This window comes from Pseudoalteromonas sp. SCSIO 43088, assembly GCF_023650795.1.
Classification (GTDB): domain Bacteria; phylum Pseudomonadota; class Gammaproteobacteria; order Enterobacterales; family Alteromonadaceae; genus Pseudoalteromonas; species Pseudoalteromonas shioyasakiensis.
This window is the reverse complement of the sequence record NZ_CP072676.1, coordinates 829,279-844,341: the sequence shown is the minus strand read 5'-3', so window position 1 is coordinate 844,341 and position 15,063 is coordinate 829,279. Positions and strand designations below refer to the sequence as shown.

18 protein-coding genes are annotated in these 15,063 nt (G+C 40.1%); 4 read left to right on the top strand and 14 right to left on the bottom strand.

Features of this window, described 5'->3' with window-relative positions; genetic code table 11:
- Positions 1 to 87 precede the first annotated feature (87 nt).
- The gene (locus J8Z28_RS21575; RefSeq protein WP_250660619.1) at positions 88 to 1,572 is read left to right on the top strand and encodes a tetratricopeptide repeat-containing sulfotransferase family protein; all 1,485 of its coding nucleotides are present in this window, start codon (positions 88 to 90) and stop codon (positions 1,570 to 1,572) included.
- Here J8Z28_RS21575 and J8Z28_RS21570 read toward each other — a convergent pair.
- The 3 genes from J8Z28_RS21570 to J8Z28_RS21560 all read right to left on the bottom strand — a co-directional run bounded on the left by J8Z28_RS21570 (position 1,505) and on the right by J8Z28_RS21560 (position 4,233).
- A complete protein-coding gene (locus J8Z28_RS21570; RefSeq protein WP_058584258.1) occupies positions 1,505 to 2,407 on the bottom strand; it encodes an alpha/beta fold hydrolase in 903 nt (300 codons plus the stop codon). The genes J8Z28_RS21575 and J8Z28_RS21570 overlap by 68 nt on opposite strands.
- A 1,012-nt stretch (positions 2,408 to 3,419) precedes the next feature.
- The gene (locus J8Z28_RS21565) at positions 3,420 to 3,818 is read right to left on the bottom strand and encodes a hypothetical protein (RefSeq protein WP_250660618.1); all 399 of its coding nucleotides are present in this window, start codon (positions 3,816 to 3,818) and stop codon (positions 3,420 to 3,422) included.
- Positions 3,819 to 3,939: 121 nt separating this feature from the next.
- Positions 3,940 to 4,233, bottom strand: a complete 294-nt coding sequence (locus J8Z28_RS21560) for a hypothetical protein (RefSeq protein WP_175081831.1) — start codon at positions 4,231 to 4,233, stop codon at positions 3,940 to 3,942.
- 187 nt (positions 4,234 to 4,420) lie between these two features.
- Between J8Z28_RS21560 and J8Z28_RS21555 the strand changes: the two genes are divergently transcribed.
- A complete protein-coding gene (locus J8Z28_RS21555) occupies positions 4,421 to 5,464 on the top strand; it encodes an IS110 family RNA-guided transposase (protein ID WP_250660617.1) in 1,044 nt (347 codons plus the stop codon).
- 473 nt (positions 5,465 to 5,937) lie between these two features.
- On the opposite strand, the gene J8Z28_RS21550 is transcribed toward J8Z28_RS21555, so the two are convergent.
- The 5 genes from J8Z28_RS21550 to J8Z28_RS21530 all read right to left on the bottom strand — a co-directional run bounded on the left by J8Z28_RS21550 (position 5,938) and on the right by J8Z28_RS21530 (position 8,452).
- A complete protein-coding gene (locus J8Z28_RS21550; RefSeq protein WP_105173436.1) occupies positions 5,938 to 6,390 on the bottom strand; it encodes a hypothetical protein in 453 nt (150 codons plus the stop codon).
- Positions 6,391 to 6,652: 262 nt separating this feature from the next.
- Positions 6,653 to 7,150, bottom strand: a complete 498-nt coding sequence (locus J8Z28_RS21545) for a hypothetical protein (RefSeq protein ID WP_250660616.1) — start codon at positions 7,148 to 7,150, stop codon at positions 6,653 to 6,655.
- Between the two features lie 66 nt (positions 7,151 to 7,216).
- Positions 7,217 to 7,672 carry a DUF4262 domain-containing protein gene (locus J8Z28_RS21540; RefSeq protein WP_250660615.1) on the bottom strand — a complete coding sequence of 152 codons (456 nt, stop codon included), beginning with the start codon at positions 7,670 to 7,672 and terminating at the stop codon, positions 7,217 to 7,219.
- An 89-nt stretch (positions 7,673 to 7,761) separates the two neighbouring features.
- Positions 7,762 to 7,929: a hypothetical protein gene (locus tag J8Z28_RS21535; RefSeq protein ID WP_165385119.1), complete on the bottom strand. Its 168-nt coding sequence runs from the start codon at positions 7,927 to 7,929 to the stop codon at positions 7,762 to 7,764.
- Positions 7,930 to 7,993: 64 nt separating this feature from the next.
- Entirely contained in the window at positions 7,994 to 8,452 is a 459-nt protein-coding gene (locus tag J8Z28_RS21530; RefSeq protein WP_250660614.1) for a hypothetical protein, read from the bottom strand.
- Between the two features lie 326 nt (positions 8,453 to 8,778).
- Between J8Z28_RS21530 and rlmF the strand changes: the two genes are divergently transcribed.
- Both rlmF and ltaE read left to right on the top strand, forming a co-directional pair.
- On the top strand, positions 8,779 to 9,684 hold the full coding sequence (gene rlmF / locus J8Z28_RS21525) for a 23S rRNA (adenine(1618)-N(6))-methyltransferase RlmF (RefSeq protein WP_250660613.1): 906 nt from the start codon (positions 8,779 to 8,781) through the stop codon (positions 9,682 to 9,684).
- Between the two features lie 10 nt (positions 9,685 to 9,694).
- A complete protein-coding gene (ltaE, locus tag J8Z28_RS21520) occupies positions 9,695 to 10,702 on the top strand; it encodes a low-specificity L-threonine aldolase (RefSeq protein WP_250660612.1) in 1,008 nt (335 codons plus the stop codon).
- On the opposite strand, the gene J8Z28_RS21515 is transcribed toward ltaE, so the two are convergent.
- From J8Z28_RS21515 to J8Z28_RS21490, 6 genes are all read right to left on the bottom strand, one after another.
- On the bottom strand, positions 10,685 to 11,269 hold the full coding sequence (locus J8Z28_RS21515) for a thymidine kinase (protein ID WP_062565567.1): 585 nt from the start codon (positions 11,267 to 11,269) through the stop codon (positions 10,685 to 10,687). The genes ltaE and J8Z28_RS21515 overlap by 18 nt on opposite strands.
- 108 nt (positions 11,270 to 11,377) lie before the next feature.
- Positions 11,378 to 11,845: a methylated-DNA--[protein]-cysteine S-methyltransferase gene (locus J8Z28_RS21510; RefSeq protein ID WP_063707760.1), complete on the bottom strand. Its 468-nt coding sequence runs from the start codon at positions 11,843 to 11,845 to the stop codon at positions 11,378 to 11,380.
- Positions 11,846 to 11,847: 2 nt separating this feature from the next.
- Positions 11,848 to 13,197: a DNA-3-methyladenine glycosylase 2 family protein gene (locus J8Z28_RS21505; protein ID WP_130167561.1), complete on the bottom strand. Its 1,350-nt coding sequence runs from the start codon at positions 13,195 to 13,197 to the stop codon at positions 11,848 to 11,850.
- Positions 13,198 to 13,284: 87 nt separating this feature from the next.
- A complete protein-coding gene (locus J8Z28_RS21500; protein ID WP_138625424.1) occupies positions 13,285 to 13,896 on the bottom strand; it encodes a superoxide dismutase in 612 nt (203 codons plus the stop codon).
- Between the two features lie 15 nt (positions 13,897 to 13,911).
- Positions 13,912 to 14,418 (bottom strand): DUF2753 family protein, encoded by a 507-nt coding sequence (locus J8Z28_RS21495; RefSeq protein ID WP_250660611.1) that lies wholly within the window; start codon positions 14,416 to 14,418, stop codon positions 13,912 to 13,914.
- A 122-nt stretch (positions 14,419 to 14,540) separates the two neighbouring features.
- Complete coding sequence (locus tag J8Z28_RS21490; RefSeq protein ID WP_105173452.1) at positions 14,541 to 15,026, bottom strand: GNAT family N-acetyltransferase; 486 nt, start codon at positions 15,024 to 15,026, stop codon at positions 14,541 to 14,543.
- Positions 15,027 to 15,063 lie beyond the last annotated feature (37 nt).

Sequence of the window (15,063 nt, the reverse complement as noted above, 5' to 3'; positions counted from 1 at the left end):
CTGGATATTTATAGTTAACCAAGGCGAAAGACATTTCGCCTTTTTCGTTTTATAGTAAATAAAAATAACAAATAACCCGCCATTCCTATGCTGTTACAAAAAGCAAATCAACTACTGAATGAAAACAAGCTTAAAGAGGCTGAGTTTCATTTTAAAACCATTCTCGATTCAGATCCTGAAAATGGCGAAGCGTTATTTGGATTGGGTCGCATTGCCCTGCGTTTAGAACGTTATGATGCTGCGGTTTACCTTCTACAAAGAGCCTGTGAACGACTACCTCACATGCTTGAACCGCTCCATGCTCTTGCCGATGCTTTTAATGGCGTGCATTCACCGCAAGATGCCTTAACCGTACTCGAGTATGCTAAATCAATTGCCAGCCATAACCCTGAGCCACATTACTATCTTGCACAGCATTATTTAACCTATGGTGAGCTAGATAAAGCCTACAGTATTTTAAAGCATGCCCTTGGTATGGGAAATTACCCAGTGACGGCGTACATTTTATTTGAATTAGTGCAGTTTGGGCGCTTTAACAACGAACAAAATTACATAAATGAGCTACATCAGTTTTTAACGTTAACCAATAATCTGCGTTTAAAAATGGTGTGTTATTATGCCCTTGGTAAAAGTTACGATCAGTTAAATGATACAGAACAAGCTTTTAACTACTTTAGCCTAGCTAATAAGCTACAAACAAAACTCACTCAGTTTAAAACCCGAGACTTAGTGCCTTTTTATCAGCACATCATAGAGCAAAATACAGCTGAGCTAATTGATGCCAGAGACAAAACATTCACAGGCACAATTACCCCCATTTTTATAATTGGAATGCCAAGAAGTGGCTCAACGCTGGTAGAGCAAATGCTGGCAAGCCATGAGGATTTTGCCAGCCTTGGCGAAGATTCCAGTATCAGTAATCAGGTTGTTGCATACCTTGAACAACAAACACAACTACCCTACCCAGATTGCTTAGCAGAGCTGAACCAAGGGCTAATTAACAATGCCTGCAATATTTATATTGAACGAATAAAGCAAGCGCCAGTTGTGCGCCCCTTTATGATCAATAAGCTACCAGCTAACTATCAGTCACTTGGATTGATTTACTTACTCTTTCCTAACGCCAAGTTTATTAATATGCAGCGCGAGTATAATGCAATGGCTTGGTCAGTTTTTAGCAACTATTTTGCTGAAAACGAACCTTATTTTTGTTCACTCCCAGAGTTTAAACAGTACTTTGATTTGTATCAGCAGTTAATGGAACATTGGCAAAACGTGATGCCAGAGGCGGTTTTTGATTTAAGCTATGAAGCACTTATCGGTGACAGCGAACAAACACTAACAGCCCTGTGTAAGTTCTTAGACATTGAGTACAGCACACAATTTTTAGATTTTTATAAGTCAAAAAAACCGGTGGCAACGCTCAGCAAAACGGCTGTGAGACAGCCGTTAAGTGATAAAGCATTAGAGAAATACAAACGCTACGAGAGCGCAATGCACACGCTTATGCGTGAGTCTCAAACCAGTTCAACAAGTCAACAAACTGATCAAAACGCGCCTGTGGGTGAGTAAGCATATTAATGTGATCATAATCGACCTTATGGCCAAACTTACGGCCATAAATGGTCATCGTTTGCTTACCGATGCCCGACTCTTCCATAAACTTTTCAATATCAATCGGCTGGCATAGGGCTTTATCTTTTACACCAGCCACATGCATAATGGGCGGTAGTGCCTTATCTGCTAATGCGTTGGCGTAATCAAAGCCATCGTCAGTATCGACCCAAGGCTTGCGCTTAGCCCATTGCATGCTTTGATAATGTGACTTACGGGTTTCATCATCACTGCCCCATTTCAGCTTTTTAGCCGGCACAAAACCATGCTTACGGGCAACTAAGGGCGCCAAACCATACCAAATCAAATTACCTTGAATATATTTGCTTGGATGATGGTTATACAAAGACCGTTTAGAACCAAAATAGCCGCAGGCTTTAACATCATCAATCAACTCAGGAAAACGGGCAAACACACTGTTCATTAACACCCCGCCCCATGAGTGCGCCACCCAATAACGAGCAGGCTCGCCTTCAAGCTGCTTAATTTTATCTAAAAATGCAGGGATATCTTCTAAAATAGCCTCGGTTTGACCATACTTTGCATGCTTTGAAATCGCAGGTTTACTCTCACCACGACCACGTAAATCTGCCACATAGCAAACATAGCCATGCTCAGCTAAAAATGGTGCTAAACCTTTATTGCTGTGGGTGTAAAAGATTTTGCCATTTTCAACGGCACCATGCATAAAAAACACCGCAGGGCCTTTCGCATCAGTCTTACTAATACGGCGTAAATGTAAGGTTTGGCTTTCGGCGAGTTTAATAAACACCGATTCTTGTTTAATCGTCACGTTTGACCTTTTTATTTTTATAGACTCATCGTACCAGTGTTAAGTTACGCCAGTCTATTTATCAAAGCAAGTGTGAATGTGGCGATTGCCACTCAAAATGAGAATCTCAGGCACGATGAGATTTTGATTAAATAGTAACACCAATGCAGAGCCAATATTGATTGATGTTAGAAGTTCGAGATACATAAGCCTTTGGCTAAATGATCACTAACGAAAAGCTATGAAATGTGCTGAAGTCTTTATAGATAAAGGGACAAAATTTTATGTAGGGAACACAGAAACGAAACGCATGGCATGCCTAAACAAACATTATCCGTGGGCTTCAGTTATAAGTTCTAGCAATCATGATGCACAATAAAGTAGGCATAATGTGATTTATTGCTTGCTTTATTAGGCATTATTGAGGTTTATTAATATCTTTAAGATATCAAGGTTTGATATTTCCTTTACTAACCAAGAACGATTATTTCTGACGAAAAACTTTCTCTAGTAGGCTTTAAGACCTTCATCAATATTATGGAACAATGGAGCATTGAACCGAAAAATCAAAATGTATTTTAGGCCTAGATATTCAAAACATACTGAACGAGAAAGCTTCTGGATTTAAAATAAACTTACCGAAGCCTTCTTTAATTCGAACTTCTCATCTCATCCGAATATACAAATCATTACGAATTATTTTCAGTTAAGAAGATCAAGCAAATATCCTTTGGACTATGGTAACTAAAATGTAGAGAGGCAACTTGTGCGTACAAAGGTGTTGATAAAGGTCGATTCGTAACAAAACGCTCAAGAAGGAACCTCAATGTTTAGCTACCTCTGAAGAATAGATTTTTAGAGCATTTAGGCTAACTAGTTTTGGGGTAGTTATTTTTATAACCCATCTTTGGACAAAAACACGTTAGAGTATTTAAACAGTAACGCCCCAATAAGAGGCTAAAAATCAGTTGGTTATACTTTAGCGAGGCACGAGCAACAAGCCAACTGGTTTTTGTCCGTTTTAATTGGCTTGTTATGTTCTGTAAGACGTAACATCATCGATGCAAGAAAATATAATCGAGCAGTCATTTGAAAATGTAAAAATCGTCTCAGAACCGTTTTCTAATGGGCAAGCCTCGTAACTTCTGATTCTTAGACCTTTGAATCCGAATTTAACAGCTAAATCCACGACTTTAAAATATGAGTCCAATTCTTCCATTTCATAGGACTCAGGGGCCCTATCATCTGTGCGCCAGAATATGATTCCACAATCGAAATAATGTCTGAACCAAGAACCATTAACTTTCAGGTAAATTACGTTGGCTGGTTCCTCTAATTTTCCTTCGTACCACATCTCAGTACATAGGAGTTCTTCAAGGATTTGACCTGAAAGGTTTGAAGCCTCTCCATTGACATCTAAACTTTCACTCATGGTTCACCAAGAACATAACACCCGCATAAAGGACGCTAACACATGGGCTAAAATTAGGAACGAAGTGACGCTGCCCATGTGTTAGCGTCCCAGCGAGCTTGCGAGCGATTTAATGCGTTTGTTAGGTGACATTGCTGACATTGGTAAATGAAGTTTCTTTTACCAGTTTATTGAAAGCTTCTGCAGAGATAGGCTCCTCGCCATATTCACAACAGCCGAAACTACCCTCAGGTAAAATGCCGTACTTATCCTCAATATGCTCCCTGCTGTAAAACAATGCGTTACCCGATTGATATATTTGAATGACTCTATTGTAAGATTCATCGTCAGCGACTTCATAATACCAGTCTGATGTTCCCCAGTTGTCATATTCATCGCCACGGGACTCGTCCCAATGCCAGAAGTAGTGCTTCATCAACCTTCCTTGTAACCTAACGCTTGCCGTAAACGGCACAAAATAGCAGGCTAAAATTGGCGACGAAGGTGCACAGCATGCTGTTTTGTGTCCTTGGTTTAACGGCCTTGATACTTATTGAACCTTCTCCCCGAAGTTTAGCGAACAGCTAAACTTCAAGGCGACCAAACCAAAAGGAGAAAGCTCAGTGAAATTTTATACTAATTATCATAAATATTATTGTGGAATTGATCTACATGCACGCATTTTATACGTTTGTATCCTTGATGATCGCGGCAGCAAAGTTGTTCACCAGAAAATAAAAGCCGATAAATCCGCATTACTTAAACTCATTTCCCCTTACCTCGAAGATATCGTTATTGGTGTTGAGTGCATGCATTGCTGGTATTGGGTCAGTGACTTATGTGCTGAACAGGGTATTGATTTTGTGCTTGGTCATGCCCTCTACATGAAAGCGATTCACGGAGGCAAAGCCAAAAACGATAAAATTGACTCATATAAAATTGCTAGCCTATTACGAGGTGGTAACTTTCCACTTGCTTACAATTACCCCGCACATATGCGTTCTACTCGTGATTTACTCCGTCGAAGAACTAAGCTCGTTCAACATGGGGCACAATTAAAAGCACATATAGTTAACACTAATAGCCAATACAACTATCCAGCACTTGAGCTACATATGAAGAACAAATGTGTTCGTCAAGAATTCCAAACGCGTTTTGAAGACCAAGCCGTTCAACGCAATATCAACTTCGACCTCGCCATTCTCGATAGTTACGCAGAAGAGCTTAAAAAGCTTGAATATTACTTAGAGGGCAAAGCAAAGCAGCATCAGCCAAATTATTATACTCAGCTTCGCACCATCCCAGGTATTGGTCTTATTTTAGCGATGACTATTTTGTATGAGATTGGAGACATTAACCGCTTTGAATCTGTACAAAAGTTCGCTTCTTACTGCCGACTCGTGAAATGTAAAGCCGAGTCCGCTGGTAAAACCTATGGTACTAGTGGTAATAAGATTGGTAATGGTCATTTAAAATGGGCCTTTAGCGAAGCCGCTGTACTCTATTTACGCGGCAATGACAAAGCTCGTCGTTACTTAAACAAACTGCAAAAGCGTATGAGCAAAGCCAAAGCGTTATCTGTCCTTGCCCACAAGCTTGGGCGTTGTGTGTATTTTATGTTGAAGAATAAGACGGTATTCGATGATGAAAGGTTTTTAAAAAGCTAAGTCGCACAATGAGGTGAGCTGCTCTCCTAACTAGATAGGCATGAACAACCACGCATTATTTGTGTTTTAGTCAGCAAAAGCTGTGTTCGCAGGTAAGTGTTGTCGATGTAATAAGCTATTTGGCCTTGATTAGACACCTCATTGGTGCGCATTAATTTTGTAATGAATTAAATCGTTTGCACCTTAACTGAGCCTTTAACTAACTGGACACATGAGCCATATCCTTGAGTAGCGCCAGTTTAAGGTTAACCGATAAATGTCTAGTGGCCCTAAGCAATTGATGTATTAACTGATTTAGGCAGCGATAAGATCGCAATAAGAGACCCTCAATATGTGTTTGCCGTAAACGATTTTTAACGGCTAACAGACATACCGAAGATAAACAGATTTAAAAGATTACAAAGACAAATTAGCTGCTTAAAGCAGCTAAAAAGAATCGTTATGCTTACTTGACCCGAGAAGGTTCATATGTGTTAGGTAGCGAAAACCTCTGCTTTACCAATCACTTTTACAATAGGGCTTTCTCGACAAACAACCTCTAAACATTCGTCAGAAGTAACTATTAAGTGAGACCATTCACCATCATTTCCTATAAAGAAGGTGAGCGGACTTTCTTTGTGCCAGCCGTGACCTCTTATTTTAAAAGTATTGAACTTTGGTCGTTTTTCGCTCCAAACTTCAGTCAACCCATGCTCATCAAGACAACGAAAGCCATTTACAGATTCAAATAATAGCTGGTATATAGTTTGTGATTCTTCGTGAAATACACGAGCAACAAGTTCATGGTTTTCGTGTTTTGCGTCGCCTTTAATCAGGTACTTTACACCATTCGATTTCTCTAGAGTCCACTCTTTAGTACCCCATGACAAATCAACTAACCACAAACTGCCATTTTCAAAAGGTGTTGGCCAACTCTGAAATTCCATCTAGCTACCTAACAATTCAATAGTGCGCGCGTCACGAATCTTTCTGCCAATGTCACGCTCATGTATTTAATAAATCTATTAGTAACAAATAACTTAAGGCATCGGCAACTCGTATTTTTAATTAATCCTAAAGGGTTTCAGAAAAATAAAATGCGCTCGTTGCTCATTTTCTTGAATATAAGAGCGAAATAACTATGCTGTGTATTTTTACAGCAACTGATATTGGTACCACACAAAACGTCTCATCTGCATTTTGATTCATCTAGTCATGTGGTGACTTACACAGTTCATGATGCCTGAGGCGGTTACCAAACATCGAAGTGAGTCTATCTGTACCACCTGTTTTTTCATAAAACTCTTGTACTGTTATTTCTTTTTGTTCGTAGCTCATTAGCTGCCAAAAACCGTAAAAGCCTCTAAACCAAAAATAATAGAACACAGCTCCTACGCCTAATAAAAGATATACCGCTTTACCTGCTTTTTGTTTGTATTTTATGGCGCAATAAAAAAACCAGATACAACTTAATACAGCGACAATTGAAAACCCTAAAAAAGGTGTCACTACAGAGTTGGCATTACCCCAAAGTGAGCTTAGACAGGTTGAATGCCAATTTAACTGCATAGAAAAAATTAACGTAATTTTAAAAAGGAAGTACAATAAAACAGTTGTAAATACAGCATATAAGATACCACTTTCCTTGCTTTGTTCGTTATTCAAACCTTTCCCTTTCGAGTTATAAAAACCTTTTGTAACCATCATGAATTCAGCTAACAAAGGTGAATGAACCTACCTCGCTCAAATGTTAACTAAACGACCTTTTAAAAGTCACCACGCACTCTTTGTTGCTAGGCAAGGCTGAAGTGTTAAAAAGCTCTGGTTTGCAGCAGCATCCCAAGGCCAAATGCCACTAGTAGTAGGGTACACCAACTGTAATGCTTCAAATTTGTCATTATTATACCAACAAGCTGAAAGCATAAACTCTTGTTTATTTTCTTGTGATACCTCACAGAAAGTAACATCAAAACCTTCTAAGAACCCCTCATAGAATTCACCAATTGAGAATTTCTCACCATTTTTTAAACGTCCTGCATAATTATTTACTATTGAGTGAGCAAGTTTGCTGTTTAAACCGATTATAATAAGTTCGGGTGCATCATATGTTTTACTGATACCTGTTGAATATGTAAAGTTGGGGCTCTCACCTTCAGGATCAAAAACTGATGTTACATAACACCCATATTGCTCAATGACTTGTAGGATTTTTTTCTCTGCTTCATTCATAGTTTAAACTAACTCCTTATTCATAAAGCATTATTTAACGTAACGGCTGCTTCGTATTTATAACATCAATCAACTGTCGCTATTCTCTTTTAGTCTTTACACTCAAAACCTTTAGAGTCGACTTTAGCGATGTTGTCTTTATTGCCACACTCTTTAATTGCCATCTCTGTGTGATTGTGCTCATTGTATTGTTTAGCAATTGCGCCAAGGCTTAGCACAATTACTACAGCTATCACTATTTTTTTAATTTTAGACATAAACATTCCTTTGAAAATAAACTATTTAAATACAACCAGTTGCGCTTGCTATTTTTGATAAAACTTAATCAATAAGCGCCATCGAATTTAAATTGAAGTTATAAATAGAGAATGACTCACCTTCTTCTTTTAACGTGACGGTTATTTGTGCGTCTCCATTAGTGTATGAAGCTGGAATTAAATAAGTAACATAAGTACCAGAACCACCTCCAGTAACAGCTTTAGAGCTAACATTTATAAATTCAAATTCACCTAGTTCTTTTAATTCGCCCAACTTTGAGAATGCACGCATGATTTTAGAAATATCTTCATCTGTGGCATTTTCAATTGATGATGGGGTCATATAGTTTTTGAGAGTCTGAGGGTCCCATTGAGAGATATCTGTAATTGCTGAATTTAGGTAAGGAATAGCAGTTTCTTTGTAAGCAGAGGATTTATTCGCAGTCCAAATTGCTAAAAGTATAAATAAGCTAATTAACACTAAAAATGTTATACCAATTCCTTTAAGTGTCTTTTTAACCATGATTTTTATTATTTTTCCTTGATTGAATCACTTACGAATTTATCAGCTTTAAATGTCTTATGGTAGTACCCAATGTGACCCAATTTGTGTCGAAATTTTTTAAACACTAATTTAGTTGCTTGTATCATGGCCAATATGCCCGTTCTTTCGCTCTTAACCTCAACTAGCCCATACTTTAAGCAAATCCACTCAATCAGTTCTCAACTTATTTTTGCTCACCATGTATTAATGCTACTAAGTAAAAATATCCACCGCAAACTAACTCAGAGCAAAGATTTATTTGGTACAATCAGCCTTTGATATGGCTAACAGATAGGTTTTCCTCAATGCATCCGCGAAATCGCCACTTAAATGGCTACGACTTTACTTTGCTATGCAAAGATACTCCTGCCCTAATACCTTATATAACGCAAACGCCAGCGGGCACTGATACCATTGATTTCACCAATGCATTAGCGGTTAAAACCCTCAACCAAGCGTTATTAAAAAGCCATTATAAAATCGATTTTTGGGATTTGCCCGACAACTACCTTTGCCCACCGGTTCCTGGCAGAGTGGATTACATTCATCACTTGGCCGATTTATTAGCAAACGATAACCAAGGTAATATTCCGACGGGTAAGCAAGTAAAAGTGCTTGATGTAGGCACGGGTGCAAATGTGATTTACCCGCTTACTGGTAATCACGAATATGGCTGGCACTTCACAGGCTCCGATATTGATGCCTTGTCTGTTAAAATTGCCAAACAAATCGTGCAATTCAACCGCCTCAAAATTAATGTTAAGCAGCAAAACAACGCCGATAAAATGTTTACGGGCGTGATATCGAATAAAGATGTTTTTCACCTAACTTTATGCAATCCACCGTTTCATGCCAGCGAGCAACAGGCCAAAGCAGGTACTGAGCGTAAATGGAAAAACCTAAACAAAGCGCCACAAAAAGCGCTTAATTTTGGTGGCCGCCAAAACGAGCTTTGGTGTGAAGGCGGTGAACGCGAATTTATCAGTAAAATGTGCATTGAGAGCCAAGAGTTTGCAGAGCAATGTATTTGGTTTACATCGCTTGTTTCTAAGTCTGACACTTTACCGCATATAAAAAAGTTGCTTAGCACACTTGATGTGAAAGAAGTAAGAGTTATAAAAATGGCACAAGGCCAAAAAATGAGTCGCTTTATTGCTTGGAGCTATTTTGACCAAGCCGACCGCGAAGCCATTCTTAACGAACTATTATAAGGATAATAAGATGATCGACTTTCGTTCAGACACAGTTACAAAACCAACAGCAGCTATGCGCGCGGTCATGAATGACGCCCCAGTAGGCGACGATGTTTATGGTGACGACCCAAGCGTTAATCAGCTTGAACAATACGCTGTTGAGCGCCATGGCTTCGAAAGCGCCCTGTATTGTAGCTCTGGCACGCAAGCAAACTTACTAGCATTAATGGCGCATTGTGAACGTGGCGACGAATACATTTGTGGTCAACAAGCACATAACTACAAATTTGAGGGTGGCGGTGCCGCTGTATTGGGTTCTATTCAACCACAACCAATTGAAAATAATGCCGATGGCAGCATAGATTTAAACAAAGTTGTGGCTGCAATTAAAGCTGATGACTTTCACTTTGCTAAAACCAAACTACTTAGCTTAGAAAACACCATTGGTGGCAAAGTTCTCCCGCTAAGTTATCTAAAAGAAGCCAGAGAGTGTGTTGATAAACATAACCTTGCTCTGCACTTAGACGGTGCCCGCGTGTATAACGCGGCGGTTAAGTTAGGTGTTGATATCACTGAGATCACCCAGTATTTTGATTCAGTATCTATTTGCTTATCAAAAGGACTCGGTGCGCCGGTTGGCTCACTATTATTAGGTAGCAAAGCACTGATTGATAAAGCGCGCCGCTGGCGTAAAGTACTTGGTGGAGGTATGCGCCAAGCGGGTATGCTGGCAGCTGCTGGCCAGTATGCACTTGAACATCACGTAGCAAGGCTTGCTGAAGATCACGATAACGCGGCGTATTTAGCTGAACAGTTAAACACCTTAGCTGGTTTTGATACGTCAACTTTTCAAATCGATACCAACATTGTTTACGTAAATGTTGCCGAACATATCGATTTAAAAGCAGTGGCACATGCACTAAAAGAGCAAAATATGCTGTTTTCACCGGGTAAACCACTGCGATTAGTGACCCATTTAGGCGTCACTAAGCAAGATATTGATAGCTTTATCTCGGCATTAGCGGCCGAGATTTAACGCTTCTTTATAATGTTTGCGGCACACCGATACATATCGGTCGTTGCCGCCAATTTCTACCTGATTACCGTCTGCAATCGCATTGCCATGCTCATCTGTACGCAGTACATGGTTAGCTTTACGACCACAATGACACACTGTTTTTAACTCAATTAGTTTGTCTGCCCAGGCAAGTAGGTATTGTGAACCACTAAATAACTCGCCTCTAAAATCGTTACGTAAGCCATAACACAGCACCGGAATACCAAGCTCATCAACCACATCTGTTAATTGCATTACTTGGTCTTTTGATAAAAACTGGCACTCATCAACTAAAATACAATGGCGCTTTTGCTCTGCATTTAATGATTTGATTAGCTCAAATACATCTTTATCTGCATCAAAAATATGCGCATCAGCCTGTAAACCAATACGTGAAGACACCTTGCCAACACCTGCTCTATCATCAATAGCCGCTGTTAAAATAACCGGTTCCATACCACGTTCGCGGTAGTTAAATGCAGATTGTAAAAGTGTGGTAGATTTGCCTGCATTCATTGCAGAATAATAAAAGTACAGCTGTGCCATGATGTTGCCCAAATTTTAAAGTCGCAATATGCTACCCTAATCGCGCGACAACATCATCTATTACCTTACTCTTATTACCTCAATCATTGTCCCAGTAAAATTGCTGTTTTATAACAAGCCTTCGTGTTTCAGTAACCACTCTTTTCTTTCAAGGCCACCTGCATAGCCTGTGAGTTTACCGTTTGCACCAATAATTCGATGACACGGCACAATAATGCTAATCGGGTTTTTACCATTTGCAGCGCCTACTGCACGCACCGCTTTTGGGTTATTAATGGCAAGTGCAATATCTTGGTAGCTTTTGCTTTGACCAAACTTAACATCCATCAGCGCACGCCAAACTTGCTTTTGAAAGTGAGTACCTTGGGTATCAAGGGGTACTGTAAAACGTGTACGCTCACCGTTAAAATATTCATTAAGCTCACTTATACAAATTAAAATGGGTGTAAGAGTGTGCTCATCAACAACCTCTGTTTGCATTGCAACCACCGGGTAAAAGCCGACGTAACTGACGCCTTTTGATGTACTTTGAATGGTAATATCGCCAATCGGGCTTGGCATAATAACTTGTTGCATACTCATAATTGTTGCCATAGTTGAAAAGTTAAATAAGAGCGAAATGGCGCGCAGTGCTCGCTATTAAATTCGCTGATTCCAGCGAGGGCTTTTTTAACCCCTAAGTCGCCTGCCAGTAAAATATCGGGGTGGCTTTGACCGCGTAGCTTGGCGTAATTAACTGTCCACGGGCCAATACCTTTGAGCTCAAGCCAATTATTAAGCTCTTGATTATCTGGGTTTTGCTGACAATAAGCACTTAAACGCCTTAGCGCATCTTTGCGTGATTGTGGCATTTTAAAAAAATCGAGTTCAGAATTGGCAACCCATTCAGGGCTTGGAAAATAGTGGTTATTACTTTGCTGATTAAACTCACTTACAAGCTGTGTTACTAGGTTATGAGCCGCTGTAACACTCACTTGCTGACCAAGTACCGCACGTATCCCCGCTTCATAGTCTGACCAAATTCCCGGCAAACGCAGCCCAACACAAAGCGGCATCGCGCCTTTAAGCTCTGCATCTAAATGCTGTTCAATAGTGTGCGTGTCGGCGTCTAAATCAAGCACACGGCGAATGTTATGGATCACTTGCTGTAAATAGCGGGTGTTATCAATATCAATTGCTACTTTAAAATGGTTTTTATGCTCAACAAAATGCGCTGTAAATTGCCCTTGGCAATATTTATCTTTAAAAGTGCGACCATAGCTTGTTGCGCTCAACCATTCTAGGCCGCTAATTAAACGGCGCTGCAAAAAATCATGGAGTGCTTGCCAGTTATAAGGCGGCCTAAATGCCAGTGTTAAAGTTAATGTTGAGGCTGGTTTTTTATCTGACTTGCGTAACTTTGAAGGGGCAATATTTAACTGCTTTAAAAAAGCATCATTAAAACGACGAATACTATTAAAACCAGAAGCAAATGCGATATCTGCCACCGACAAATCTGTTTGTTGTAATAGCTGCTTGGCAAAATTGCATTGGTTAAATAATCGATATTGGGTGATCGAGAGTCCAAAATGTTGGTTAAACAAACGGCGTAAATAGCGGCTCGACACGCCGAGTCTGTCGGCTAAAACCTCACAGTCGTAAGCCTCGCCTTTATCAATCAGTTGTTTGGCACGTAATGCGGTGGTTTTAGTACCTAGCCATGCAGGGCTATTCGGTGCACTATCTGGGCGGCAGCGAATGCAGGGTCGAAAACCATCTTGCGCAGCTAAGTGCGCGTATTGGTAGTATTCAACGTTCTTTTCTTGCGCTGTTGGTGCAGGGCAAATGGGTCTGCAATAAATGCCAGTGCTTTTTACCGCCACAAAAAACACCCCATCAAAGCGTGGGTCGCGGCTTTGCCTTGCTGTTTGCCATTGTTGGCTAGTCATAATTATTCTCGTTACACGCTAATACCGTTAGCTTAACTGAATATTATTTTTTGACTAGCCAGTTTCGGACCTTAACTATTTAAACAGCTATTTAATTGCGGCTAGATATCGGCGTTCAACTTCCGGCCAATTGATCACTTCGTAAAATGCTGCAATATATTCAGGGCGACGATTTTGATACTTCAAGTAATACGCATGCTCCCACACATCAAGCCCTAAAATAGGCGTATGATTATGCATTAATGGGCTATCTTGATTAAGGCTACTTTCAACGACCAACTGGTTATTTTCATCAACACATAACCAAGCCCAGCCACTGCCAAAGCGGCTTATCGCGGCATTAGTAAATTGCTCTTTAAATGCGTCAAAGCTACCAAATGTATCAACTATTGCAGTGTTTAACTCTGCACTTGGCGTACCACCGCCATTAGGAGACATAACTTGCCAAAATAATGAGTGATTATGATGGCCACCCACATGCTCTTGTACTGCTTTTTGTAAAGACTCAGGCATTGATGAAATAGTGCGGAGTAATGTTTCAGCATCTTGCTCAGAGTAATGGCTGCCCTCTAGTGCAGCATTCGCTTTATTGATGTAGGTTTGATGATGCAAGGTGTGATGTATTTCCATGGTTTTCGCATCAATGTGCGGTTCAAGTGCATCATAGTCATAAGCTAAATCGGGTAATGTAAAAGGCATACTGATTCCTTATCGTTAATGTAATAACTGCGTTTTATGGGGATGGTCAGCTAATAGCTGGTTGATTCGGTTAATGAGTGTCGGAAATGCCGATGCCATGCTCGCAAACTTAACCAGCTCATAATAGGTTTTATGATGATGGTGCAGCACCAAGGTGCGAACTTGCTGCTCTGGGTGATTTAATAGCACGCTTAATCGTTGATGAGCATGACAAAGCCAGGTGCAGGCTTTATCGGGTTTTTGCATGACTTTAAAAGTGTCGGCAAGATTCAAAGTGGCAACAACAAATGCTGCAATACAATGCTCTAACGAGCGAGTTACCGAATGGTTGATTGGAATATTAGAAAATTGCGCCAGTAGTGTTTCGGCGCAGCTGCTGGCAACCGTGTAATGATCACGCGCAGTAATAAGCTCGCCAGATTCAAATGCTAAGTTGCCTTGATAAATAGCACTTTGCCAAGGGGCAAGCGCATCATCAATGGCGTGTGAAGTTAACGGTGTGTGGCGTGTTGTTTGAGTCATAAAAATCACCTGCACTTATACCAATCATTCTATGTGTATTTAAACTACACACAGAAAAGATCAAATGCAAATGATTTTTATTTATATTGTTATTTGATGACTTTTATTTATAGCAACATTACTTATTGATGCGCAAAGTCGATAAGCTCTTGGCCTGTTAGGCGGTAAATAATCCATTCGTTTTGCGGTTTAGCACCAATGCTGTCGTAAAAATCAATGGCTGGTTTATTCCAATCAAGTACCACCCACTCAAAACGACCACAGTCTTTTTCGAGTGCTTGCTTAGCAAGATATTGCATAATTTGCTTACCAGCGCCTTTACCACGGCTGTCAGCACTGACGTAAAGATCTTCTAAATACAAACCATTTTTACCAAGCCAGGTTGAGTAATTATAAAAATACACAGCAAAGCCAATTGGTGTGTCGCCGTCTAAACAAATAACACTATGCGCCGTTGCGCCTTCACTGAACAACGTTTTTAAAATAGCTTGCTCGTCTGTTTTAACTGCGTCGGGTTCTTTTTCGTAAATAGCAAGTTCGGTAATAAAATGTAGGATTGTTGCAGCATCACTTGCGACTGCCGGACGAATTGTAATTTCGTTACTCACTCTGTATTCCTTTTTTACATCATTATTGTAACGCCCA

Bases quoted from the DNA above. Each gene is read 5' to 3' on its own strand.
- J8Z28_RS21495 (WP_250660611.1), bottom strand. From the start codon at position 14,418: ATGACTCAAACAACACGCCACACACCGTTAACTTCACACGCCATTGAT.
- J8Z28_RS21535 (WP_165385119.1), bottom strand. From the start codon at position 7,929: ATGTCTAAAATTAAAAAAATAGTGATAGCTGTAGTAATTGTGCTAAGC.
- J8Z28_RS21515 (WP_062565567.1), bottom strand. From the start codon at position 11,269: ATGGCACAGCTGTACTTTTATTATTCTGCAATGAATGCAGGCAAATCT.
- J8Z28_RS21545 (WP_250660616.1), bottom strand. From the start codon at position 7,150: ATGATGGTTACAAAAGGTTTTTATAACTCGAAAGGGAAAGGTTTGAAT.
- J8Z28_RS21565 (WP_250660618.1), bottom strand. From the start codon at position 3,818: ATGAGTGAAAGTTTAGATGTCAATGGAGAGGCTTCAAACCTTTCAGGT.
- ltaE (WP_250660612.1), top strand. From the start codon at position 9,695: ATGATCGACTTTCGTTCAGACACAGTTACAAAACCAACAGCAGCTATG.
- J8Z28_RS21505 (WP_130167561.1), bottom strand. From the start codon at position 13,197: ATGACTAGCCAACAATGGCAAACAGCAAGGCAAAGCCGCGACCCACGC.
- J8Z28_RS21560 (WP_175081831.1), bottom strand. From the start codon at position 4,233: ATGAAGCACTACTTCTGGCATTGGGACGAGTCCCGTGGCGATGAATAT.
- J8Z28_RS21510 (WP_063707760.1), bottom strand. From the start codon at position 11,845: ATGCAACAAGTTATTATGCCAAGCCCGATTGGCGATATTACCATTCAA.
- rlmF (WP_250660613.1), top strand. From the start codon at position 8,779: ATGCATCCGCGAAATCGCCACTTAAATGGCTACGACTTTACTTTGCTA.
- J8Z28_RS21575 (WP_250660619.1), top strand. From the start codon at position 88: ATGCTGTTACAAAAAGCAAATCAACTACTGAATGAAAACAAGCTTAAA.
- J8Z28_RS21530 (WP_250660614.1), bottom strand. From the start codon at position 8,452: ATGGTTAAAAAGACACTTAAAGGAATTGGTATAACATTTTTAGTGTTA.
- J8Z28_RS21500 (WP_138625424.1), bottom strand. From the start codon at position 13,896: ATGCCTTTTACATTACCCGATTTAGCTTATGACTATGATGCACTTGAA.
- J8Z28_RS21550 (WP_105173436.1), bottom strand. From the start codon at position 6,390: ATGGAATTTCAGAGTTGGCCAACACCTTTTGAAAATGGCAGTTTGTGG.
- J8Z28_RS21540 (WP_250660615.1), bottom strand. From the start codon at position 7,672: ATGAATGAAGCAGAGAAAAAAATCCTACAAGTCATTGAGCAATATGGG.